Below are 22,740 nucleotides of genomic sequence, written 5' to 3'. Positions count from 1 at the left end.
AGCAGCCCGGCAAAGAGGAGATACACGAGATGACAGATTTCACGATGGAAAAACACGCCGACGGCGTCGCGATCATCACTTGGGACACGGTCGGCAAGTCAATGAACGTGATGAACGCCCAAGGGTTTCTTGACCTCGAGGCACTGGTCGATGACGCGCTGGCCGATGACGCGGTCAAGGGCATCGTCATCACCTCCGGCAAGGAGGGTAGCTTTGCCGGTGGCATGGACCTCAAAGTCATCGCCAAGATGAAGGATGACGCGGGCGACGATCCCGCGCGCGGCCTCTTTGACGGTGTCATGGGCATGCATGCCATCCTGCGCAAGATCGAGCGCGCGGGCATGGACCCCAAGACGAACAAGGGCGGCAAGCCGATTGCCGCCGCCCTGCCCGGCACTGCGTTGGGCATCGGTCTGGAGATTCCGCTGGCCTGCCATCGCATCTTTGCCGCCGACAACCCCAAGGCCAAGATCGGCCTGCCCGAGATCATGGTTGGTATCTTTCCGGGCGCGGGCGGCACCACCCGGCTGGTGCGCAAGCTTGGCGCGATCGGCGCGGCCCCGTTGCTGCTGGAAGGCAAGCTGAACGATCCCAAGCGCGCCAAATCGGCAGGCGTCGTGGACGAGGTCGTCCCGGCGGACGAATTGATGGACGCCGCCCGCGCCTGGGTGCTGAGCGAGCCCACGATTGTGAAACCTTGGGACGAAAAGGGATACAAGATGCCCGGCGGCGCGCCCTACCATCCCGCCGGCTTCATGAACTTCGTCGGTGCCTCGGCAATGGTCAACGGCAAGACCCAAGGTGCCTTCCCCGCCGCCAAGGCGTTGCTGAGCGCGGTCTACGAGGGCGCGCTGGTGCCCTTTGACACTGCACTGAAGATCGAGGCGCGCTGGTTCACCCATGTGCTGTTGAACCCGTCGTCCTCGGCGATGATCCGCAGCCTCTTCATCAACAAAGAAGCGTTGGAGAAAGGCGCGAACCGCCCCGACGTCCCCGATCAACGGGTGAAAAAGGTTGGCGTCATGGGCGCAGGCATGATGGGAGCAGGCATCGCGCTGGTCTCTGCCATGGCCGGAATGGAGGTTGTCCTGATCGACCAGAAACAGGAAGCGGCGGACAAGGGCAAATCCTATACCGCCGACTACATGGACAAGGGCATCAAGCGCGGCAAGGCAACTGCGGCCAAGAAGGAAGAGGCGCTGAACCGGATCACCGCGACCACGGATTATGCCGCGCTCAAGGGCTGCGACCTGATCATCGAGGCGGTGTTCGAAGATCCTGCCGTCAAGGCCGAGGTAACCAGGAACGTGCTGAAGGTCGTCGGCGACGATTGCATCTTTGCCACCAACACCTCGACCCTGCCGATCACCGAATTGGCCAAGGCCAGCGACAAGCCTGAGCAGTTCATCGGCATCCATTTCTTCAGCCCGGTCGAGAAGATGATGCTGGTCGAGATCATCAAGGGCGAGCAGACCGGCCCGCGTGCGGTGGCCAAGGCGCTCGACTATGTGCGCCAGATCCGCAAGACGCCCATCGTGGTGAATGACGCCCGGTTCTTCTACTGCAACCGCTGCATCATCCCCTACATCAACGAAGGCATCCGCATGGTTGCCGAGGGCGTGGCACCAGCGCTGATCGACAACGCGGCACGGCAGTTGGGCTTCCCCGTTGGCCCGCTGCAACTGGTCGATGAAACCTCGATCGACCTCGGCGCCAAGATCGCCCGCGCGACCAAGGCCGCGATGGGCGACGCCTATCCCGATGCGGCCGTGGACGAAGTGATCTTCTGGATGGAAGGCGAAGGCCGACTGGGCCGCAAGTCAAACGCCGGCTTCTTCGACTATGATGAAAAGGGCAAGCGTCAGGGCTACTGGGAAGGTCTGGTAGCGAAATACCCGCGTGCCGAAGAGCAGCCCGATCTGATCACCGTGCAGCATCGCCTGATGTTCGCGCAGGTTCTCGAAGCGGTCCGCGCGTTTGAGGAAGGCGTGCTGGAGGATATCCGCGAGGGTGACGTGGGCGCGATCCTGGCTTGGGGCTTTGCGCCGTGGTCGGGCGGTCCGTTCTCCTGGCTCGATATCCTCGGCACACCCTATGCCGCCGAACGGTGCGATGCCCTGGCCGAAGCGTTCGGCCCGCGCTTTGCGACCCCTGACCTGTTGCGCGAGATGGCGAAAAAAGGCCAGAGCTTCTACGGGCGGTTTGCCGACGCAGCAGCGGCCGCCTGATCCCCCGTTTCAGTGTCCGGGCCGCGTTTCAGCGGCCCGGGCCGCGGTTTTCCTGAGATCCGGAAAATGCAAAACGCCCGCCGCCCTTCAGTGTTGCAAGGGTACGGCACATGAAAAACCCAGGTTTGGCACACGAGAATTTAGCCATGGGCAAGATCAGGCCAGCCCGCGCAACGTTGTGCGCTGGCCGAACTGCCGGGTCATCGGGTCAATTTCAGCGTTCCGGTCAGGAAACCGGCGCGGCTGCAGCCTCTGGCCAGTTCTGGGGGGCTTCGGTATGGATCGCCGCCCCGAGCAGAGCCGCCAATTGTTGCGCAGCCCCCATCGGCAATACAGCGTATTCCTGTTCCGGCGCCGAGTCAGACAGCGCGATATCCAGAAGGTTATTCGTGGACGGGCAAAGGAACATCGCACCGCTATTGGCAAACACGATCTGTTCGGCATCGAAACGCAAAGTCGTTGCTATCATCTCTGGCTCCGGCGGAACCCGCGTGATACCGCAGACCCCATCCAGCGCGCGCACCGGGATCAAGGCGAACGGATCACCGAACAGCACTTCGGCGGCATCAATCTCGACAAGTATGGATTGGTCCGGCATCAGCATCAGCGTGTCCCGGTTGCCCAGAACGCCCGCCGGTACTTCGAGGGGCCACAGATGTTGCGGACAGGCTTTATTGTCCGTCCAGATCGGCGCACGCTGCACATCGCGCACCTCTTGAAAGCTGGCGTCAAAGGTCAGAACTTCGGTGCCGGCGTCCACTTTTTCGATCGGACACCAGCCCGCGCGTGTCGCCACCCGCGTACCGGTCATGATCCCCGTCATTTCTGAGGGTTGCAGTGCAACGTCGTTTGCCATGCTCCTGTCGAACATCCTCTTTATCCCCTATGGTCCGGCCCGGTGCAGCATAAAGAGCCCTCGAAGTGCCTGACGTTCTTTCCGAGCCAGCGGGCGAACGCAAAACAGATGCAACGGTCCTTGGTGCCCCGGCCTTTTGCCAAACACTTTGGTGTGGTCACTGAGCCAAACGAAAAGGGTACGGTTAAGAAAAAATTACGGCTTAATCCTGTCATTGACCGCACTTGCTCAACGGAGCACCCTTTGCGCAAGTGATTGGCGTGAAAGCAGAAACAATCACACACCCACCGCGTGTCTCGATCAGAATTCGTAATCGAATCGCGCGATATCCGCAGCACAGATATCCGAAAGATGCGCGGCATCCCTGTCCGTGTAATAGCGGCGATAGTCCGGGTCACGGTCAGAGGGGTTCGCGCGCGCCAGTTGCAATGAAAACCCCAGATGCGCCCAGAGCGCCGCCGCGTCCGCCTCCAGATGTTCGATGCGGATATAGCTCCGGCATTGCTCGCGCCCCTTGGCATCGGTCATGTAGTGCCCATAGGGGCTTGCGCGGAATGCGGCAGCCGTCTGTGGGTGGCGCAGGAACGCCGAGAAATCCAGCGACTGCGCCAAGGCAACCGCCGGATGGTCGAACCGTTGAACGCGCAACCAGTGATAATAACTCACCATCCGATCCCAGGGATTGCGCACCAACGCAAAGGTAAATGCGTCCGCGATCTGCGCCATATCCACAAACCCGTCGATATCCGCCAGCCTCGAGTGTTTCCAGAGCCGCCCGGCGGCGGTCACCCCCTTCAGACGTCCGCGCCGCCGCAATGCCTTGGGCGTATCGCCGATCAGGATATCATCCTTCATCGCCCGCCCCTCCAGCGCCAGCGCCATCGCGGTACCGCCGGTCTTGGGGATGTGCACGAAGATATAATTGCGGCCCGGTGAGATGATCATGAAATCACCCTAAAGCGTTTCGGCATCTTGTTGAAACACGGCAATCTGTCGAAACGCCCACGACATAAGTAGGCTGCGCGCGTTTCGGGCTCAAGCTGTGTCTCAACTCAAATGACGCGCTTCAATCGGGTCGCGCCGCGCTCGCATCTGCCGCATTGGCGCAGCGCGGTGTTCCAGCCCACCGCAGAGCACAAAAAAGCAGGGCGCCTGCGCGCCCTGCCCCGTTTCACACCACCGCCCTCTGGGGTCAGTGGAACTTCTTGATCTCGCCCGACTTCAGACGGCTCATGTAGCTGTTCATCTCGCGCTTCACGATCGGCATCAGCAGATAGAGGGCGACGATGTTGACCACCGCCATCGCAAAGATCGCGGCATCCGAGAAGTCGATGACCGGACCAAGGCTGGCCGCAGCACCGATAACCACGAAAATGCAGAAGATGATCTTGAAGACCAGTTCCTTGTTCTTGCCTTCGCCAAACAGGAAGGTCCATGCCTTGAGGCCATAATAGGACCAGCTGATCATCGTCGAGAAGGCAAAGAGGATCACCGCAATCGCGAGGATGTACTTGAACCAACCGAACGAAGCCGAGAACGCGGCCGAGGTCAGGGCCACACCCGAATTGCCGTCAATCGTCTGGATCGCGTTACCCGCTTCATTGAGCATATACAGGCCCGTCGTCGGGTCCGAGACCAACTGACCGGTGATGATGATCACCAGCGCCGTCATGGTGCAGATCACGACAGTGTCGATGAACGGCTCCAACAGCGACACGTAACCTTCGGTGATCGGCTCTTTGGTACGCACTGCCGAGTGGGCAATCGCCGCCGAGCCAACGCCCGCTTCGTTCGAGAACGCAGCACGCTTGAAGCCTTGGATCAGCGCACCAACCATACCACCAGCAACGCCGAGACCGGTAAAGGCCCCCCCGAAGATCTGGCCGAAGGCCCAGCCGATCTTGTCATAGTTGATCAGCAGGATGATGATGGCCGTCGCAACGTAAAGCACGCCCATGATCGGCACGATTTTCTCGGTCACCTTGGCGATGGATTGCAGGCCGCCCACGATCACGGCAAACACGATACCCGCAAAGATGATGCCGGTGATCCAGCCGGGATAGTCACCGACCACATTGGTGATTTGCGCATGTGCCTGATTGGCCTGGAACATGTTGCCGCCACCAAGAGCGCCAAGAATACAGAAGATCGAGAAAAGGATCGCCATGAACTTGCCCAGCGGCAGGCCACGCTCTTCGAAACCCTTGGTCATATAGTACATCGGACCACCAGAGACGGTCCCATCCGGATATTCATTCCGGTATTTCACACCCAACGTACATTCGGTGAATTTCGATGCCATGCCCATGAGGCCCGCAAGGATCATCCAGAATGTAGCACCGGGGCCGCCGATACCGACCGCCACCGCCACACCGGCGATGTTACCCAAACCGACGGTGCCCGACAGCGCCGTTGCCAGCGCCTGAAAGTGGCTGACCTCGCCCGCGTCGTTGGGGTCGGAATAGTCGCCTTTCACCAACGAGATGGAATGTGGAAAGGCGCGAAACTGCACGAAACCGAAATAGAGCGTAAAGATCGTCGCCGCGACGACGAGCCAAAGCACGATCCACGGGAAGGCATAGCCGAGTAATGCTTCGGAGCCGGGGAATGGGCTGAAGATCAAGTTGACGAACCAGCCGGTTGCGCTGGCGAACACCTGGTTCACCTTTTCATCCAGCGTTAGGGCCATCGCGGGGGCAGATGCCGCCACAAGGCCCGTCGCGGCAAGCGCCGCGGATTTCATGAATTGTGTCATATGTCCCTCGTTTTTATCAATTATGGAACGATCGTGACCGGAACGGTCGCAATCTGCGCCACGCTGCCGGCGACGGCGCCAAAAAGCCGCGCGGCAAGACCCCCCTCACCGGTACGGCCAACGATGATCTGACTTGCCTTTTTTTCCACTGCGATCCCGCAGAGCGTGTCCGCCGACCGACCATAGCGCAGTTCGGTTGCAACCTTCACGCCACTGTCGCTCAGCCGCTTCATCAGCGGCTCCAGAACGAATTTGCGGGCACGTTCCAGCTCTTCCGTGCGGCGCTTGTGCCGCTCTTCCAGCTCGGTCGGAGTCAAAAACGAGTAAGGCGACCACTCCAGCACATGGGCGACGACCAATTCGGCCTTTTCAGACTTGGCGCGGTCAACGGCAAAGTCCAGCGCGCGCAGCGAACTGTCACTGCCGTCGTACCCGACGACGATTGTATGAGACATTCTTTCCCTCCCTATGGGTTTATTCCCGCCCTTCTAGGCGTTCCACCACTCTACCCGGCTGTCAAATGTAAATGGCGCGCTCTTTCCTTCCCTTTTGGAAATTTTTCTGTAATTATCGGTGGAATACAGCCAATTGTTCGGAAATTTTATCGTGGATAACACAAATAGGCGAATTCTTTCCATACTTCAGTATGATAGTCAGATTTCCATGGCACGCCTCTCAGAGCGGGTCGGACTGTCGCTCTCGGCCTGCCATCGACGGGTCAAGAATCTGGAGGCTGAAGGTCTGATCGAGGGGTATGGTGCGCGCCTCAGCCGCGAGGCTTTGGGACTCGAAATCCAGGTGTTCATCGAAGTCCGCCTCACCAGCCAGCGGCAGGAAGACATCCAGGCCTTTGAAACCGCCATCGCGCGGATGCCGGAAATTTTGGAATGTCATCTCGTTTCAGGCGAGCTGGATTACCTTATGCGTGTGACCGCGCGCAACACCGCCGCCTACGCCGATCTTTACCGCAACCGGATCTCGCAGATCCCGTCTGTCCTGCAGATCAAGACATTGCTCAGCCTGGCGACTGTCAAGGAGTTTCGCGGCTATCACCTGGACTGATCGCAACAGGAACCGCAGCAGCAGAATGTCACTTTTCGGCTCAGGGCCAGCATCATCTCCTCAGCCGAAAGGCACGGAAGAGAAAGCAATTGAACACCGCGCCAAACTTAATATCCTCAACAGGTTGAACGCGACCAGAATCGGATCATCGGGGAGGATGGCATGGGGTGGATGAAGGACGAGACAGGGCTGGACAAATGCGCCGCGAATTTCGTGCCGCTCACGCCGTTGTCGCATCTGCGCCGCGCCGCGACGTTGTTCCGCGATTACGAAGCAGTGGTCTACAAGGGCATCCGACGCAATTATGGCGAGTACCATGATCGCTGCACGCGGCTCGCTTCCGCGCTGAGCGCGATGGGTGTTGAATCCGGCGATGTGGTGGCCACGATCCTGCCCAACATTCCCGCCCAGGCAGAGGCCCATTTCGGCGTACCGGCCACCGGGGCTGTGCTCAACACGATCAATACCCGGCTGGAGGTTGATACCGTCAGCTACATATTTGGTCACGGCGAGGCGCGGGTGGTGCTGGTTGATACGCAGTTCATCCCGCTGGCCGAGGCCGCGATTGCGCAGATGCAGGGCACGGCGCCGACGATCATCGAGGTGGCTGACCCCCAGGCAGGCCATGCGGCCACCGGGCGCCATATCGAATACGAGGATCTGCTGGCGGGCGCCGATCCCGTTTTCGACTGGCGCATGCCCGAGGATGAATGGGAGAGCCTCGCGCTCAATTACACCTCCGGCACCACCGGGCGCCCCAAGGGCGTCGTCTGTCATCACCGGGGCGCGTATCTGATGACCATGGGCACGGCGCTCAGCTGGCAGATGACGCGCCACCCGCGCTACCTGACCATCGTGCCGTTGTTTCACTGTAATGGCTGGAACCATACATGGATGATGCCCCTGCTGGGCGGCACAGTGATCTGCTGCCGCGACATCAATGCCCGCGCGATATATGACGCCATCGCAGATGAGCGCGTGACCCATTTTGGCGGCGCGCCCATCGTCCTCAATGCGATCGTGAACGCCAAGGATGAAGACCGGCGCCCGTTCGATCACATCGTCGATGTCTTTACCGCCGGCGCCCCGCCCCCCGCCGCCACGCTGCGCGCGATCGAGCCTTTGGGTTTCAAGGTAACGCAAGTCTACGGGCTGACCGAAACCTACGGGCACGTGACCGAATGCACATGGCATGCCGAGTGGGACGACAAGGACGACGAGGAACGCTATGCGATAAAAGCCCGGACCGGTGTGCCCATGTGCATGGTCGAAGACATCACCGCAATGGCCCCCGATGCGATGACCCAGACCCCCATGGATGCCACTACCCAGGGTGAAATCATGATTCGCGGCAATACGGTGATGAAAGGGTATCTCAAGAACCCCGAAGCGACCAAAGAAGCGTTCAAAGGTGGCTACTTTCACTCCGGTGATATCGCGATCCAGCATCCCGACAGCTATCTGCAGATTTCCGACCGCGCCAAGGACATCATCATATCGGGTGGCGAGAATATCGGCTCGGTAGAAGTCGAAGGCGTGTTGATGACCCACCCCGCGATCCTGCTTTGCGCGGTGGTGGCGAAACCAGACGAGAAATGGGGCGAAGTGCCTTGCGCCTTCGTCGAGCTGAAGGAAGGCGCCCAAACGGATGAGGCCGCCATCATCGCCTATGCGCGCGAGCGGCTGGCCGGGTTCAAGACGCCCAAGAAGGTCGTTTTCGAGGAACTGCCAAAAACATCGACCGGCAAGATCCAGAAATTCGAATTGCGCAAACGTGCCAAAGACCTTTGATTCCTCGCCACGAGCGAGAATTTTCGGCGAAAGTCCTCGGCCCCGGTGCCGGATATCGCGCAATTGAGCGCCAGGTTGCAACGTGTTAGGCTGGGCGGAACGAGGCAGAGCAGGCCCGGCGCAATATGACCGCACTTGATGAATATGTTCGGCTGGAAGCCTCCGGCCTCTGGCGCGTCGCACCTGATGCGCAGCGCACCGAAGTGGTGGTTTCCATCGGTGATGCGACATTGATCATCAGTGACCTGCGTGACCGGCCGCTGACCCATTGGTCGATCCCCGCCATCACCCGTGCCAATCCGGGCCACCGTCCCGCAATCTACCACCCTGACGGCGATCCCGGTGAAACACTGGAGCTGGCCGCCTCCGAAACCGCGATGATCGACGCCATCGAAAAACTGCGCGCCGCCGTCGAACGCCGCCGCCCGCACCCGGGGCGGCTGCGGCTGGTCGTGTTGCTGGCGTCGCTGCTCACGGTGGCAGGACTGGCGATATTCTGGCTGCCCGGCGCGGTGCGCAGCCATGCGGTCTCGGTCGTGCCCGATGTCAAACGCGCCGAGATCGGCCACACCTTGTTGCTGCACATGTTGCCGGTCACCGGCCCGCCCTGCCGCGCGGCAGGAGGAACTGCAGCACTGGCAAAGCTCGCAGCACGTCTGCCCTCGGACAAGCGCGCGGGCAGTCTGGTGGTTGTGCGCAACGGCGGGACCGATGCGATCACCCTGCCCGGCGGCACCATCGTGCTCAATCGTTCGCTGGTCGAGGACCACGAGGAGCCCGACGTGGTAGCCGGCTACATCATCGCCGAACGTCTGCGCGCCCGCGACCACGATCCGCTCGACCTGCTTCTCGGTCATGCCGGGTTGATCGCAACCTTCCGCCTGATGACCACCGGCCATCCCGGCGATGCGGCACTGACACGCTATGCCGAGCATCTGCTGACAGCCCCACCTGCGCCCCTTGATGACGAGGTTCTGCTCGACGGGTTTCGCGCTTGGTCCGTGCGCTCGACACCCTACGCCTATGCGCGTGACATCTCGGGCGAGACAGTTCTGCCGCTGATCGAGGCAGACCCGTTCGAGGCCGCATCCCCCGAACCAATCCTCAGCGATGGCGATTGGCTGCGTCTGCAGGGGATCTGCGGCAGCTGACGCGGATCGCTAGCTGATCTGATTTGACGCGACATGCTGGCACAAAAGGAAAAGGGCCGACCCCGGGGAAGGATCGGCCCTGCGATGTTGTCTACAATCGGCGAACTTGCTTTATTTTAGCAGCTTTGCGTTGTTAAAGCCCGCACCGCGCACGCGCGATAGCGCCGAGTTCAGTTTCGATTGGCTGCTGAAAGGCCCTGCCAACACAAGGCTGTAGGTCTTCCCGTTCCGCCGCATCGTTCCAAGCCGCGCCGGCAGCCCGGAGCCCGCGACACGTTGCGCCGCCTGCTGAGCCTGCGCCCGTGTCGTAAAGACTCCCGCCTGAACGAAACGGTGGCTGGCGGCAGCCTCCGGTTGACTTGGCACGGTGGCGCTGGAGCGTGTCGAAACCGTCGGCGTCTGGGTGACGTAGGCAGGCGCGGCCCCTGTCGACCCATAGCTACGCGCTTGACGGGCGGCGTAGGCGGGCGAGACGTTGGCGCGCGCTTGCTGTTCGTAACTGGTATAGGGGTACATCAGCCCAGGATAGGCCGGCGTGACCACCTGCCCGGTTTCACGGACGAACAGTTGGCGCGGTACGGTCTTGGTCCAGACCAGATCCATCTGCGCCTTGCCGGCAAAATTCTGATGCGCACGATGCGGGTTCAGCCGCCCGTCCATCCAGACCCGCTTGTACCCTTCGGGTATGCCGCTGAGACCTCTCGAACTGGCCACCTGGTTTTCATAGACATGCTTGGGCGCGACTCGTGTAGCGGTCGTGTAGCCGGCGCTGGGTGCCATCGCCTGGGTTGTCCCCGACGTCTGGTAGCGGGGCGCGGTGTCCGAAGGTTGGTAGCTGGGCGCGGTGTAGGTCGGAACCTGTGTCACGATCGGCACGGGTGCGACCCGGCGCGGCGCGGCAGCATTCGTCGAATAGGTGACGTGTTCCTCGCTCTGAGGGCCGCAGCGGACCGCGTAACTGCCGCCCATGTAGCGCTGCGACACCGCGCTGCGTCCGGGGCAGCCTGTCGGTGCCTGAACAACACGGCGTTCCGGTGCGGGGGCCGTGGCGACCACCTTTTTCGGTTTTGGTTTTGGCTTCGGTGCCGGGGCGGTGACGACGACGGGCGCGGCGGCCACGGGCACGCGCGCAGTGGGCACAGGTTTGGCGCGCACCGGCTGCGGCGCAGCCTTCACGACACGCGGCGCTGGCTTGGGCGCAGGAGCCGCGGCAACGACGCTGGCAGGCTTCGTTGCCGGTTTCGCCGCAGGCGCTGGCGCAGGCGCTTTTGCCAGCGATGGCTGGTAGCCGCAGACGGTCTGACGCCCGCGCGAGACACGCGGCACCCAGGTTACATTTCCGTCAATTCCGGCACGGATGAAGACGCAGCCCTTGCTGTCCACATATTGCCGACCGGTATAGGACGAAGGCGGAAATTCGGCAGGCTCGCCGGCATCTTTCAGCGCCTTTGCCTGAGCATATCCCAAGCCGCAAGACGCTACGATGACCGCGAGTGCGATGGCTCTAGTGATTTTCATATTGCCCCCACAAGATGTGGGGAAACTGTGCCTCAAAAAGAACGTTGAGTAAACAGCCAAGCAGCCTATTTTGTGCCAAACATGCGGTCACCCGCATCTCCTAGCCCCGGCAGGATATATCCAGCGTCATTGAGCCTCTCGTCGAGCGAGGCTGTGACAATCGGTACATCCGGGTGCGCCTCTTTCATCCGGGCGACACCTTCTGGCGCGGCGAGCAGACAGAGGAAGCGAATATCGCGCGCGCCGGCCTCTTTCAGCAGGTCCACCGCGGCAGCAGACGAATTGCCCGTGGCCAACATCGGATCAACGACGATGACCAGCCGCTTTTCCAGCCGGTCCGGCACCTTGAAGTAATACTGCACGGGCTTCAGTGTCGCCTCGTCGCGGTAAAGCCCGACAAACCCAACCCGCGCCGAGGGGATCAGCTCCAGCATTCCATCCAGCAGGCCGTTGCCGGCGCGCAGGATCGAAATCAGCGCCAGCTTCCGCCCGGCAAGCGTCGGCGCTTCCATTTCCTCCATCGGTGTTTCGATGATCTTGGTGGCCATCGGCAACTCGTATGTCACCTCATACGCCAGAAGCTGGCTGATCTCGCGCAGAAGTTGGCGAAAGACCGCGGTCGAGGTGCCCTTCTCCCGCATGAGGGTCAGCTTGTGCTGTACGAGCGGGTGTTTGACGATTGTGAGATGGTCTTGCATGGGGTCCCTCCGGTCTGCGCTTCTGCCGGTTTTAGACAGTTGCGGTAGCAAAGAGCAATGGGCCGCGCGTTCTGACGGGCCGTCACTCAGAGAAAGCTGCGCCCCGGCCCCTGCCCCGGAATGCCCAGATGCGCCGCAACGCTGGCAGCTATGTCGGTCATCGCGACATGGCCCAGCGTGCCGGTGCCGCGCCCGGCAATCAGAACCGGCACGCGCTCGCGGGTGTGGTCGGTGCCGCTCCACGTCGGATCATTGCCGTGGTCGGCGGTGACTAGCAGCATGTCCCCTTCGCGCAACTGCCCCAGTGCGGTGCCCAGCCATTGATCAAACCGTCGCAGCGCTTCGGCGTATCCCTGCGGATCACGCCGGTGGCCATAGTCGCTGTCAAACTCGACCAGATTGGCGAAGGTCAGGCTGCCATCCTCCGCATCGTCGATCAGCCCGGTCAGCGCCTCGAGCAACGCCGCGTCGCCGCCCTTCACGACATCATCAATGCCGCGCATCGAAAAGATGTCGCCAACCTTGCCCAGCGCATGGACTGCCCGGCCCGCATCATGGGCCCAATCGCACAATGTCGGTGCGGGCGGCGCAATCGCGAAATCGCGGCGCCCCTGCAGACGTCGGAAGCCGCGCGTCGCGTCGCCGGTGAAGGGGCGCGCGATCACCCGGCCTACGTTCATCGCATGTAATCGTGGCGCAATCGCAGCACAAAGGTCATAGAGCCGCGCCAGGTCAAAGACCGCTTCGTGCGCGGCGACCTGAAACACGCTATCGACGGAGGTGTAGCAAATCGGCCAACCTGTGCGCAGATGCTCAGCGCCCAACTGCTCGATGATGGTGGTGCCGGGCGCGTGACAATTGCCCAGAATGTCGGCCGTGCCTGCCGCTTCGGCCACGGCGCGTGACAGGTCGGGCGGGAATGCCGGATCGGTCGCGCGGAAATAATGCCAGCCCCACGGAACCGGCACACCGGCCAGTTCCCAATGCCCCGACGGCGTGTCCTTGCCGCGCGAAATTTCGGTTGCCGCCCCCCAGAGGCCGGTCGGTGTTGCGCCCAGCCCCGGCGCGGCCACGCCAGAGGCCAGCATGACCGCCGCGCCCAGCCCCAGCGCATCCAGATGCGGCAGGTGCAGCCCACCCACCGCCTGCGCGATATGAGCCACCGTGTTCGCGCCCGTGTCGGGCAGATCGCCGTTGAAATACCGGTCGGCATCCGGCGCACCACCGATACCGGCGGAATCGAGCACGATGAGGAATGCGCGCGCCATCAGTCGACCCGCGCCCGGATGAGATCGGGCACCGGCGCCGACGCATCGCTGATCGTGATCGCCGCCCGCAACGCTGCCTCGGCGCGGTCCGCCTGCGCCACGCGCGCAGCATGAATGCAGCAGATCGGCTGTCCCGCACTGACCTGCGTGCCCAGAGGCAGCACATCGCTGAGGCCAACAGACGGATCCACCAGATCACGCTCGACCTGCCTGCCGCCACCCAGTTCCACGACCGCCATGCCCAGCGCTGTCCCGTCCATCGCAGTGATGTAACCGCCCCGCCAAGCGGGTACCTCGCGGATCACTGTCGCCTCGGGCAGGAACCGCTGCCAATCCTCGACAAATCGCCGGGGACCGCCCATCGCGGCGATCATCCGGCCAAGGCATTCGGCGGCACGCCCATCCGCGATCGCTGCCGCGATCCGTTTGGCACCGTCATCCACCGTCGCGGCCAGTCCGGCGCGTTCCAGCAACACGCCGCCCAACAGGGTGCTCAGCTCTGCCATTCGCCCGCGTCGTACTCCGGTCAGCACCTGCATCACCTCTGCCAACTCCAACGCATTGCCCAGCGCCGGGGCGAGAGGCTGGCTCATGTCGGAGATCACCGCACTGGTACGACACCCGGCGGCATTGGCCGTCTCACACAGCGCCCCGGCCAGGGCGCGCGCGTCCTCGGGTCGCGCCATGAAAGCCCCGCTGCCAGTCTTGACATCCAGCACGAGCGCATCCAGCCCTGCCGCCAGCTTCTTGGCCAGGATCGAGGCGCAGATAAGGTCGATACTATCCACAGTCGCGGTCACGTCGCGCACGGCGTAAAGCCGCGCATCGGCGGGCGCGAGCTGCGCACTGGCCGCCGCGATGACGCAGCCCACCTCTGACACGATTCGGCGCAGATGCGCCTCGCTCAGGCGGGTGGACAGGCCGGGAATCGCCTCCAGCTTGTCCAGCGTGCCGCCGGTATGGCCCAGCCCCCGGCCCGAGATCATCGGCACCGCCCCGCCACAGGCCGCCAGCGCCGGCGCCAGAACGAGGCTGACGCAATCGCCGATCCCGCCGGTCGAATGCTTGTCGATCACCGGCCGGTCCAGATCCCATTCCAGCAGGTCACCACTGTCGCGCATTGCCAGCGTCAGGGCCGTGCGGCCCGCTGGCCCAAGTCCCCGCAGACGTACCGCCATCGCAAACGCCCCGGCCTGCGCATCACTGACGACACCGCTGGCCAAACCTTGCGCGAACCAACGCAGCGCATCGGCCCCTGGATCGGTGCCATCGCGCAGCGCGGCGATAATCTGGCGTGCATCCATTCCTTACTTGCCGCCCATCTGATCGGCGACAAACGCCCCCGGCAACAGATCGCGCAGTGCCACCGTCTGCGCCTGCCCGTCCACCGTGCACATCGTCACCGGCACATCACCTGCGCCAAACTCGACCAGCTTCTGACGGCATCCACCACAGGGAGCGACCGGTGTCGGGCCGCCCGCGATCACAGTGACTTCTGCGATTTCCGCATCCCCACCCGCAATCATCGCGGCAATTGCGCCCGCCTCGGCACAGGTGCCTTCGGGATAGGCGACGTTCTCGACATTGCAGCCCCGATAAACCTTGCCCGATGCCGCGCGGATCGCCGCACCGACCCGAAACCCCGAATATGGGGCATAAGCCATGGCGCGCACCTCTGCTGCTGCCGCGCGCAAATCCATCCTGTCTTCCTCCTGCCCCTACAGACCCATCCAAAGATTGCGCGCAGCGTCTCAAAGATGCAAGCTGGCGTAGAACATACCAAACAAGATCACGCCGACCGTCACAGTCGGGCGATATAGTTGAATGCTAAATCAATTAGCGTCAGGGGATCAGGACATGAACGATAATGCCAACGAGACCACCCGTCAGGCGGCGCTGAACTATCACGAATTCCCAAAACCCGGAAAACTGGAAATTCGCGCAACCAAGCCGCTGGCCAATGGCCGCGACCTGGCGCGCGCCTATTCACCGGGCGTGGCCGAAGCCTGTCTGGAAATCCGGGATGATCCTGCCAATGCCAGCCGCTTTACTTCGCGCGGCAACCTTGTGGGCGTCGTCACCAATGGCACCGCCGTTCTGGGGCTGGGCAATATCGGGGCGCTGGCCTCCAAGCCGGTGATGGAGGGCAAGGCCGTCCTGTTCAAGAAATTCGCCAATATCGATTGTTTCGACATCGAACTGGACGAATCCGATCCGGAACGCCTTGCCGAAATCGTCTGCGCGCTCGGCCCCACCTTCGGCGCGATCAACCTTGAAGACATCAAGGCGCCCGACTGCTTCATCGTCGAGAAAATCTGCCGCGAGCGGATGAACATCCCGGTTTTCCACGATGATCAGCACGGTACCGCAATCGTCGTGGGGGCTGCGGCCACCAACGCACTGCATGTGGCCGGCAAGAAATTCGAGGACATCAAGGTCGCCTCTACCGGCGGCGGCGCGGCTGGAATTGCCTGCCTCAACATGCTGCTGAAACTGGGCGTGCGCCGCGAGAATATCTGGCTGTGCGACATCAACGGGCTGGTCTACGAAGGCCGAACCGAGGACATGAATCCGCAAAAGGCGGAGTTTGCGCAGAAATCCGAACTGCGCACGCTGGATGACATCATAGAGGGGGCCGACCTTTTCCTTGGCCTGTCCGGCCCGAATGTCCTGACCCCCGAAATGGTCGCGAAAATGGCTGACCGTCCGATCGTCTTTGCGCTGGCAAACCCCGCGCCCGAAATCATGCCCGACGTCGCCCGCGAGGTCGCGCCAGACGCCATCATCGCCACCGGCCGCAGCGATTTCCCCAATCAGGTCAACAACGTGCTTTGCTTTCCGTTCATCTTTCGCGGGGCACTCGACGTGGGCGCGACCGAGATCAACGATGCGATGCAGGTGGCCTGCGTCCAAGGCATATCTGACCTTGCGCGCGCGACCACTTCGGCCGAGGCCGCCGCCGCCTATCAGGGCGAGGCAATGTCATTCGGCGCCGATTACCTCATCCCCAAACCTTTCGATCCACGTCTCTCGGGGATCGTCTCGACCGCCGTGGCGCGCGCCGCGATGGAAACCGGTGTCGCCACCCGCCCGATCCCCGATCTGGAAGCCTACAAGGCCCGGCTCGATGCATCTGTATTCAAATCGTCGCTGCTCATGCGTCCGGTCTTCGAGGCCGCCAAGAAGGACGCGCGCCGCATCGTCTTTAGCGAAGGCGAAGACGAACGGGTACTGCGCGCCGCACAAGCCATCCTGGAAGAGACGACAGAACGGCCCATCCTGATCGGGCGCCCATCGGTCATCGACTCCCGCTGCGAGCGTCTGGGGCTCGATATCCGGCCCGGGCGCGATTTCGATCTGGTAAACCCCGAAGACGATCCGCGGTACCGCGATTATTGGGGAACCTACCACCAGATCATGCAGCGACGCGGAATCACCCCCGACCTCGCCAAGGCGGTCATGCGGACCAACTCCACAGCAATCGGTGCGGTCATGGTACATCGCGGCGAAGCGGACAGCCTAATCTGCGGTACCTTCGGCGAATATCGCTGGCACCTGAACTACGTCACCCAGGTTCTGGGGAATGACAAATATCGCCCACAGGGTGCGCTTTCGCTGATGATACTGGAAGACGGCCCACTCTTTATCGCTGACACCCATGTGCGCACATATCCCAGCCCCGAATATCTGGCCGAGGTCGCGATCGGGGCGGCGCGCCATGTGCGTCGCTTCGGGATTGAACCCAAGATCGCCTTTTGCTCGCAATCGCAATTCGGCAATCAGGGCGAGGATTCCGGCAAGCGCCAGCGCGCCGCGCTGCGACTGCTTGACTCCGAACCGCGCGACTTCTGCTACGAAGGCGAAATGAACGTCGATGCGGCCCTTGATGCGGAACTGCGCGCCAGGTTGCTGCCCGACAACAGGATGGAAGGGTCGGCCAACGTGTTGATCTTCTCCAACGCCGATGCTGCATCGGCGGTGCGCAACATCCTCAAGATGAAGGGCGGCGGGCTGGAAGTCGGCCCGATCCTGATGGGCATGGGCAACCGCGCGCATATCGTATCTCCCGGCGTGACGGCGCGCGGGCTGCTGAACATGGCGGCCATCGCAGGCACGCCAGTAGCGCATTACGGTTGAAGTGTGATTCGGGGCTGCTTTGCATGATGGCATTTGCAAGTTTGCAAAAATGGATAATCGCGGCGCGAAAACCATGCCTGAAATAAGAGTTTGCAAAAATTTGCACCTTGCTGCGCGGCGAGACTGCAAAATCCTGCGTCCTTCCGCCGCGCAACAGCGCAAGCCGCTTGCCGCAAGGATATCGCGGGCCTAACACAAACCAACGCCTTGGAGGAGGATACGATGGCATACAAAGACGTCTATGACAGCTGGAAGGCTGACCCCGAAGCGTTCTGGATGCAGGCCGCCGAGGCGATCGACTGGACCCGCAAACCTTCCAAAGCGCTCTTTGATGACAATGCGCCGCTCTATGAGTGGTACTGTGATGGCATGGTCAACACCTGTTACAACGCGGTGGACCGCCATGTAGAAAACGGGCGCGGCGAACAGACCGCCATCATCTATGACAGCCCCATCACCCACACCAAGCGCGAAATATCCTATGTCGAGCTGCGCAATCGTGTTGCCAACCTGGCGGGCGCCCTGCGCGCCAAGGGCGTCGGAAAAGGTGATCGCGTCATCATCTATATGCCCATGATCCCCGAGGCGCTGGAGGCCATGCTGGCCTGCACACGCTTGGGCGCGATCCATTCGGTGGTCTTCGGTGGCTTCGCGGCGAATGAGCTGGCGACCCGCATCGACGATTGCACCCCCAAGGCCATTATCGCCGCGTCCTGCGGGCTCGAACCCGGCCGTGTGGTCCATTACAAGCCACTGCTGGACGGCGCCATCGAGATGGCCAGCCACAAACCGGAATTTTGCGTGATCTTTCAACGCGAACAAGAGGTGGCCGACCTGATCGAAGGTCGCGACGTGAACTGGCACGGCTTCCAATACGGGGTCGAGCCGGCTGAATGCGTGCCCGTCGAAGGCAACCATCCGGCCTATATCCTCTACACCTCCGGCACCACGGGTGCGCCAAAGGGCGTGCTGCGCCCAACGGGCGGGCATCTGGTGGCGCTGAACTGGACGATGAAGAACATCTACAACGTCGATCCGGGCGATGTGTTCTGGGCCGCGTCGGATGTCGGCTGGGTCGTTGGCCACAGCTACATATGCTACGCGCCGCTCATTCACGGCAACACAACGGTCGTGTTCGAAGGCAAACCCATCGGCACGCCCGATGCGGGCACGTTCTGGCGGGTCATTTCCGAGCATAACGTGCGTAGCTTCTTTACCGCCCCCACCGCCCTGCGTGCGATCAAGCGCGAGGACCCCAAGGGGGAGGAGATCAAGAACTACGACATCTCCTGCCTGCGCGCGCTCTATCTTGCGGGTGAACGAGCCGATCCGGACACGATCGAATGGGCGCAAAAGGTCATGCAAGTGCCTGTCTACGATCACTGGTGGCAGACCGAGACCGGCTTTCCCATCGTCGGCAACCCGGCAGGGATCGAGGCATTGCCGGTCAAGATCGGCTCGCCCACCGTGCCAATGCCCGGCTACGACGTGCAGATCCTTGACGACAATGGCCAACCGATGAAGCCCGGCGAACTGGGTGCGATCGCCATCAAGCTGCCGCTGCCCCCCGGCACGCTGCCGTCGCTATGGAATGCAGAGGCGAGATACGTGAAATCCTATCTCACCACCTTCCCCGGCTATTACGAGACCGGCGATGCGGGGCTGATCGACGAGGACGGATATCTCTACATCATGGCCCGCACTGACGATGTGATCAACGTGGCGGGCCACCGCCTCTCGACCGGCGCGATGGAGGAAGTGCTGGCCAGCCATCCGGACGTGGCCGAATGTGCCGTCGTCGGTGTGGCGGACCAGTTGAAAGGCCAAGCACCCGTTGGTTTCGTCTGCCTGTCCAAAGGGGTGGATCGCCCGCACGAAGAGATTGCCGCCGAATGCGTGAAACTTGTGCGTGACCGGATCGGCCCGGTCGCCGCGTTCAAGCTGGCATTGGTGGTGGACCGCCTGCCAAAGACCCGCTCGGGCAAGATCCTGCGCGGCACGATCGCCAAGATCGCCGATAGCGAGGCGTTCAAGCCGCCCGCCACCATCGACGACCCGGCCATTCTGGACGAGATCAAGTCAGCGCTGCAAACCATCGGCTACGCAAAGTAGCGCGCGACCCGTCTTTTATTGGGCAGCCAACACTCTCGCTGCCGATAACGCCCGCAAGGGCGGACGAGATGCGCAGCCTGTAACGGAAACAGGGTGACCCCAGCGGGATCACCCTGTCGACTCTCATTCCTGCAAAGCGTTACTGCCTGGCAGCGAATTCATCGACCTGACGCTCGGCCTCATCCTTGGCGACGCCGTATTTCTCCTGAATCAAGCCAACGAACTGATCGCGCTTGCCTTGCGCTTGGTCGACCTCATCATCGGTCAGTTTGCCCCAGTTTTCCTGGACAGAGCCTTTGATTTGCTTCCAGTTGCCTTCGATACGATCCCAATTCATGACAGGTATCCTTTCCTTTCGGTTGCGCTCTGGCACGGCGATCATCACCGTACCGGTATTCGCAATCAAAACGCCGGCACGCCCGTGCTTGTTCCGAAACTGGCAAAGAAAAATTGTCGGGGTCAGACGAACTGTTCGCGCAGCAGCCGTTCTTCCAGGCCATGGCCCGGGTCAAACAGGATACGGTGCCCGATAAGCGGCTCTGACCTGATCTCGACCCACAGCACGTTTTCCACCCAGCGGCTGTCTGCCACCGCCATCACGGGCCGCTTGTCCGGATCAGTCACATCGAACCGCACGGTTGCCTTTTTGGGCAGAAGCGCCCCACGCCATCGCCGGGGACGAAACGCGGCCACCGCCGTCAGCGCCAGCACATCCGATCCGATCGGCAGGATCGGCCCATGCGCAGAATAGTTATAGGCCGTGGACCCTGCGGGCGTCGCCACCAGCGCGCCGTCGCAGATCAACTCCTCCAGCCGCAGATGCCCGTCCACCGTGATGCGCAACTGTGCCGTCTGCGGGCCCGCCCGCAGCAACGAGACCTCATTGATCGCCAGCGCATGATGTATCGCGCCATCCACCGATCCGGCTTCCATGGCCAGCGGGTTGATCACTTCTTCTTCGGCAGCAGCCAGCCGATCGGGCAAGTCCGTTTCGCTGTAGTCATTCATCAGGAACCCGACGGTTCCCCGGTTCATCCCGTAGACCGGCACATCCAGACCCTGCGTGCGGTGCAGCGTGTGCAGCATGAACCCGTCGCCCCCCAGTGCCACGATGACATCCGCCGCATCCTCGGCCACTTCACCGAAGCGACAGACCAGCGCCGCGCGCGCAATCTGCGCGGTCGGGGTCTCACTGGCGACAAAGGCGATCCTGATTGTCATGGCCTCAAGGGTTCCGATTTTGGTCCACCATTTCTTGCGCCAAACGGCACATCTTCTTGCGCCAAACGGCACATCCCTTTCCCCTGCACCAGCCATGACGGTCCTGCAAGGGAATTTGTCGCTTTACAGCCTTACATACTATCAGGGTTTCCGATACGAAATCGCGCAACCGCAACCCCAGACGGAGCCTGCCCCCATGTCCGATTCCGGTTTTTTCACCGAATCCCTCGCCACGCGCGATCCCGAAATCTTTGGAGCCGTCACTGACGAGCTTGGTCGCCAGCGCGGCGAGATCGAGTTGATCGCGTCCGAGAACATCGTTTCCGCCGCCGTGATGGAGGCACAGGGCACGGTCCTGACCAACAAATATGCCGAAGGCTACCCCGGACGGCGCTACTATGGCGGGTGCCAATTTGTCGACGTGGCCGAAACCCTCGCCATCGACCGGGCCAAGCAGCTCTTTGGTTGCGAATTCGCCAACGTGCAGCCCAACTCGGGCAGCCAGGCCAACCAAGGTGTGATGCAGGCCCTGCTGCAACCCGGTGATACCATTCTGGGCATGAGCCTCGATGCAGGGGGCCACCTGACCCACGGTGCAGCCCCCAACCAGTCGGGCAAATGGTTCAACGCGATCCAGTACGGCGTGCGTCGTCAGGACAATCTGCTGGACTACGATCAGGTTGAAGCGCTGGCCAAAGAGCACAAGCCGAAGGTGATCATCGCAGGTGGTTCCGCCATCCCGCGCCAGATTGACTTCAAACGCATGCGCGAGATTGCCGATATGGTCGGCGCGTATCTGCATGTAGACATGGCCCACTTTGCCGGCCTCGTGGCAGCAGGCGAGCATCCCTCGCCCTTCCCGCATGCTCATGTGGCCACCACCACCACGCACAAGACGCTGCGCGGCCCGCGTGGCGGCATGATCCTGACCAATGACGAGGCACTGGCCAAGAAATTCAACTCGGCCATTTTCCCCGGCATTCAGGGCGGCCCGCTCATGCATGTGATCGCGGCCAAGGCCGTTGCATTCGGCGAGGCGCTGCGCCCCGAGTTCAAGACCTATATCAAGCAGGTGCGCGCCAATGCCGTGGCCCTCGCCGATCAACTGATGAAGGGCGGGCTGGATATCGTCACTGGCGGCACCGACACCCATGTGCTTCTGGTCGATCTGCGCCCCAAGAAAGTGACCGGCAACATCACCGACGCCGCATTGGGCCGGGCGCATATCACCTGCAACAAGAACGGCGTGCCCTTCGATCCCGAAAAGCCGACCGTGACCTCGGGCGTGCGCATCGGCACCCCTGCTGGCACGACGCGCGGCTTCAAGGAGGCCGAGTTCCGCCAGATCGCCGATTGGATCGTCGAAGTGGTGGACGGTCTGGCCGCCAACGGTGCCGAAGGTAACGGCGCAGTCGAGGCCAAGGTGCGCGGCGAAGTGGCCGAACTGTGTGCCCGGTTCCCGCTCTACCCCAACCTCTGAACAAAACGCGGCGGCGCCTTCCAAAGGTGCCGCCGTTTTCGGTGGTCCGCGCATGACCACAGATCATCAGGGCAAGTTGCGTTAAATCAGGCCCCGCCACCGCAGGACCGCGATCAAAGCGGCCACCACGAGCATCAGGTTGAACACCATCCCGCCTGCCATGCCCAGCAGCATGCCCTTGCGCCGGTCCGCCGGATCGATACCGTCAAGCTGACCGTTGATCTCGGCCAACGCCGCATTGATACGGGCCGCATCCAGACGTATCCGCAGCTTGGGGTTTGCCATCCAGCTTTCGGCCTCGGCCAGAACCGTACCTGCCTGATGGCCGGATTTCGGCAGACGTCGCCCTGCCCGGCGCAGCCGCGTGCTCAGCCGTGCGCCGCGCACGCCCAGCCTGTCGCCCAGCTTGTCCATCAATGCGGCGATATCGCGCGCGAACCGATCCTGATCGATCACTGTTCCA

The 22,740-nt window shown here is 62.1% G+C and carries 19 protein-coding genes; 7 read left to right on the top strand and 12 right to left on the bottom strand.

What is annotated here, in order from left to right; all coding sequences use genetic code 11:
- Nucleotides 1–29: 29 nt before the first annotated feature.
- Nucleotides 30–2,228 carry a 3-hydroxyacyl-CoA dehydrogenase NAD-binding domain-containing protein gene (locus O3306_RS10650; RefSeq protein ID WP_272006752.1) on the top strand — a complete coding sequence of 733 codons (2,199 nt, stop codon included), beginning with the start codon at nucleotides 30–32 and terminating at the stop codon, nucleotides 2,226–2,228.
- A gap of 226 nt (nucleotides 2,229–2,454) precedes the next feature.
- On the opposite strand, the gene O3306_RS10645 is transcribed toward O3306_RS10650, so the two are convergent.
- The 4 genes from O3306_RS10645 to O3306_RS10630 form a co-directional block, all read right to left on the bottom strand.
- Nucleotides 2,455–3,084, bottom strand: a complete 630-nt coding sequence (locus O3306_RS10645; RefSeq protein WP_272006749.1) for a Hint domain-containing protein — start codon at nucleotides 3,082–3,084, stop codon at nucleotides 2,455–2,457.
- Nucleotides 3,085–3,384: 300 nt separating this feature from the next.
- Nucleotides 3,385–4,029 (bottom strand): sulfotransferase family 2 domain-containing protein, encoded by a 645-nt coding sequence (locus tag O3306_RS10640; RefSeq protein ID WP_272006747.1) that lies wholly within the window; start codon nucleotides 4,027–4,029, stop codon nucleotides 3,385–3,387.
- Between the two features lie 247 nt (nucleotides 4,030–4,276).
- A complete protein-coding gene (locus O3306_RS10635) occupies nucleotides 4,277–5,839 on the bottom strand; it encodes an alanine/glycine:cation symporter family protein (RefSeq protein ID WP_272006743.1) in 1,563 nt (520 codons plus the stop codon).
- A gap of 20 nt (nucleotides 5,840–5,859) precedes the next feature.
- Nucleotides 5,860–6,294: a universal stress protein gene (locus O3306_RS10630; RefSeq protein ID WP_272006740.1), complete on the bottom strand. Its 435-nt coding sequence runs from the start codon at nucleotides 6,292–6,294 to the stop codon at nucleotides 5,860–5,862.
- A 118-nt stretch (nucleotides 6,295–6,412) separates the two neighbouring features.
- Between O3306_RS10630 and O3306_RS10625 the strand changes: the two genes are divergently transcribed.
- The 3 genes from O3306_RS10625 (at nucleotide 6,413) to O3306_RS10615 (ending at nucleotide 9,843) form a co-directional block, all read left to right on the top strand.
- Nucleotides 6,413–6,901 (top strand): Lrp/AsnC family transcriptional regulator, encoded by a 489-nt coding sequence (locus O3306_RS10625; protein WP_334312350.1) that lies wholly within the window; start codon nucleotides 6,413–6,415, stop codon nucleotides 6,899–6,901.
- A gap of 162 nt (nucleotides 6,902–7,063) precedes the next feature.
- The gene (locus O3306_RS10620; RefSeq protein ID WP_272006735.1) at nucleotides 7,064–8,692 is read left to right on the top strand and encodes an AMP-binding protein; all 1,629 of its coding nucleotides are present in this window, start codon (nucleotides 7,064–7,066) and stop codon (nucleotides 8,690–8,692) included.
- A gap of 125 nt (nucleotides 8,693–8,817) precedes the next feature.
- On the top strand, nucleotides 8,818–9,843 hold the full coding sequence (locus tag O3306_RS10615) for a hypothetical protein (RefSeq protein ID WP_272006733.1): 1,026 nt from the start codon (nucleotides 8,818–8,820) through the stop codon (nucleotides 9,841–9,843).
- 111 nt (nucleotides 9,844–9,954) lie between these two features.
- Here O3306_RS10615 and O3306_RS10610 read toward each other — a convergent pair whose 3' ends face one another.
- The 5 genes from O3306_RS10610 to O3306_RS10590 all read right to left on the bottom strand — a co-directional run bounded on the left by O3306_RS10610 (nucleotide 9,955) and on the right by O3306_RS10590 (nucleotide 15,027).
- Entirely contained in the window at nucleotides 9,955–11,361 is a 1,407-nt protein-coding gene (locus O3306_RS10610) for an SPOR domain-containing protein (RefSeq protein WP_272006731.1), read from the bottom strand.
- 65 nt (nucleotides 11,362–11,426) lie between these two features.
- Nucleotides 11,427–12,059, bottom strand: a complete 633-nt coding sequence (upp, locus tag O3306_RS10605; protein ID WP_272006729.1) for a uracil phosphoribosyltransferase — start codon at nucleotides 12,057–12,059, stop codon at nucleotides 11,427–11,429.
- 86 nt (nucleotides 12,060–12,145) lie between these two features.
- Nucleotides 12,146–13,327: a phosphopentomutase gene (locus O3306_RS10600; RefSeq protein WP_272006727.1), complete on the bottom strand. Its 1,182-nt coding sequence runs from the start codon at nucleotides 13,325–13,327 to the stop codon at nucleotides 12,146–12,148.
- Nucleotides 13,327–14,631, bottom strand: coding sequence for a thymidine phosphorylase (locus O3306_RS10595; protein ID WP_272006724.1), 1,305 nt, complete (start codon nucleotides 14,629–14,631; stop codon nucleotides 13,327–13,329). Before O3306_RS10595 ends, O3306_RS10600 begins: the two co-directional genes overlap by 1 nt.
- A gap of 3 nt (nucleotides 14,632–14,634) precedes the next feature.
- Entirely contained in the window at nucleotides 14,635–15,027 is a 393-nt protein-coding gene (locus tag O3306_RS10590; protein ID WP_272006721.1) for a cytidine deaminase, read from the bottom strand.
- A 157-nt stretch (nucleotides 15,028–15,184) separates the two neighbouring features.
- Here O3306_RS10590 and O3306_RS10585 point away from each other — a divergent pair, with 157 nt between their 5' ends.
- Both O3306_RS10585 and prpE read left to right on the top strand, forming a co-directional pair.
- Entirely contained in the window at nucleotides 15,185–17,464 is a 2,280-nt protein-coding gene (locus O3306_RS10585) for an NADP-dependent malic enzyme (protein ID WP_272006719.1), read from the top strand.
- A 222-nt stretch (nucleotides 17,465–17,686) separates the two neighbouring features.
- Nucleotides 17,687–19,576 (top strand): propionate-CoA ligase PrpE, encoded by a 1,890-nt coding sequence (gene prpE, locus O3306_RS10580; protein WP_272006716.1) that lies wholly within the window; start codon nucleotides 17,687–17,689, stop codon nucleotides 19,574–19,576.
- Nucleotides 19,577–19,715: 139 nt separating this feature from the next.
- Here prpE and O3306_RS10575 read toward each other — a convergent pair whose 3' ends face one another.
- Both O3306_RS10575 and O3306_RS10570 read right to left on the bottom strand, forming a co-directional pair.
- On the bottom strand, nucleotides 19,716–19,913 hold the full coding sequence (locus O3306_RS10575; protein ID WP_272007064.1) for a CsbD family protein: 198 nt from the start codon (nucleotides 19,911–19,913) through the stop codon (nucleotides 19,716–19,718).
- 122 nt (nucleotides 19,914–20,035) lie between these two features.
- Nucleotides 20,036–20,797, bottom strand: a complete 762-nt coding sequence (locus O3306_RS10570; protein WP_272006714.1) for an NAD kinase — start codon at nucleotides 20,795–20,797, stop codon at nucleotides 20,036–20,038.
- 196 nt (nucleotides 20,798–20,993) lie between these two features.
- Here O3306_RS10570 and glyA point away from each other — a divergent pair, with 196 nt between their 5' ends.
- Nucleotides 20,994–22,277 carry a serine hydroxymethyltransferase gene (glyA, locus tag O3306_RS10565; RefSeq protein ID WP_272006713.1) on the top strand — a complete coding sequence of 428 codons (1,284 nt, stop codon included), beginning with the start codon at nucleotides 20,994–20,996 and terminating at the stop codon, nucleotides 22,275–22,277.
- Between the two features lie 81 nt (nucleotides 22,278–22,358).
- Here the strand turns inward: glyA and O3306_RS10560 are convergent, their stop codons facing one another.
- Nucleotides 22,359–22,733: a hypothetical protein gene (locus tag O3306_RS10560; protein WP_272006711.1), complete on the bottom strand. Its 375-nt coding sequence runs from the start codon at nucleotides 22,731–22,733 to the stop codon at nucleotides 22,359–22,361.
- Nucleotides 22,734–22,740: the final 7 nt, after the last annotated feature.

Source organism: Roseovarius sp. ZX-A-9, from assembly GCF_028369135.1.
Lineage (GTDB): Bacteria > Pseudomonadota > Alphaproteobacteria > Rhodobacterales > Rhodobacteraceae > Roseovarius.
This window is presented reverse-complemented; position numbering and strand designations above follow the sequence as displayed.

Bases quoted from the DNA above. Each gene is read 5' to 3' on its own strand.
- O3306_RS10610 (WP_272006731.1), bottom strand. From the start codon at position 11,361: ATGAAAATCACTAGAGCCATCGCACTCGCGGTCATCGTAGCGTCTTGC.
- O3306_RS10635 (WP_272006743.1), bottom strand. From the start codon at position 5,839: ATGACACAATTCATGAAATCCGCGGCGCTTGCCGCGACGGGCCTTGTG.
- O3306_RS10595 (WP_272006724.1), bottom strand. From the start codon at position 14,631: ATGGATGCACGCCAGATTATCGCCGCGCTGCGCGATGGCACCGATCCA.
- O3306_RS10585 (WP_272006719.1), top strand. From the start codon at position 15,185: ATGAACGATAATGCCAACGAGACCACCCGTCAGGCGGCGCTGAACTAT.
- O3306_RS10650 (WP_272006752.1), top strand. From the start codon at position 30: ATGACAGATTTCACGATGGAAAAACACGCCGACGGCGTCGCGATCATC.
- glyA (WP_272006713.1), top strand. From the start codon at position 20,994: ATGTCCGATTCCGGTTTTTTCACCGAATCCCTCGCCACGCGCGATCCC.
- O3306_RS10630 (WP_272006740.1), bottom strand. From the start codon at position 6,294: ATGTCTCATACAATCGTCGTCGGGTACGACGGCAGTGACAGTTCGCTG.
- prpE (WP_272006716.1), top strand. From the start codon at position 17,687: ATGGCATACAAAGACGTCTATGACAGCTGGAAGGCTGACCCCGAAGCG.
- O3306_RS10615 (WP_272006733.1), top strand. From the start codon at position 8,818: ATGACCGCACTTGATGAATATGTTCGGCTGGAAGCCTCCGGCCTCTGG.
- O3306_RS10645 (WP_272006749.1), bottom strand. From the start codon at position 3,084: ATGGCAAACGACGTTGCACTGCAACCCTCAGAAATGACGGGGATCATG.
- O3306_RS10590 (WP_272006721.1), bottom strand. From the start codon at position 15,027: ATGGATTTGCGCGCGGCAGCAGCAGAGGTGCGCGCCATGGCTTATGCC.
- O3306_RS10600 (WP_272006727.1), bottom strand. From the start codon at position 13,327: ATGGCGCGCGCATTCCTCATCGTGCTCGATTCCGCCGGTATCGGTGGT.
- O3306_RS10640 (WP_272006747.1), bottom strand. From the start codon at position 4,029: ATGATCATCTCACCGGGCCGCAATTATATCTTCGTGCACATCCCCAAG.
- O3306_RS10620 (WP_272006735.1), top strand. From the start codon at position 7,064: ATGGGGTGGATGAAGGACGAGACAGGGCTGGACAAATGCGCCGCGAAT.
- O3306_RS10575 (WP_272007064.1), bottom strand. From the start codon at position 19,913: ATGAATTGGGATCGTATCGAAGGCAACTGGAAGCAAATCAAAGGCTCT.
- O3306_RS10570 (WP_272006714.1), bottom strand. From the start codon at position 20,797: ATGACAATCAGGATCGCCTTTGTCGCCAGTGAGACCCCGACCGCGCAG.
- upp (WP_272006729.1), bottom strand. From the start codon at position 12,059: ATGCAAGACCATCTCACAATCGTCAAACACCCGCTCGTACAGCACAAG.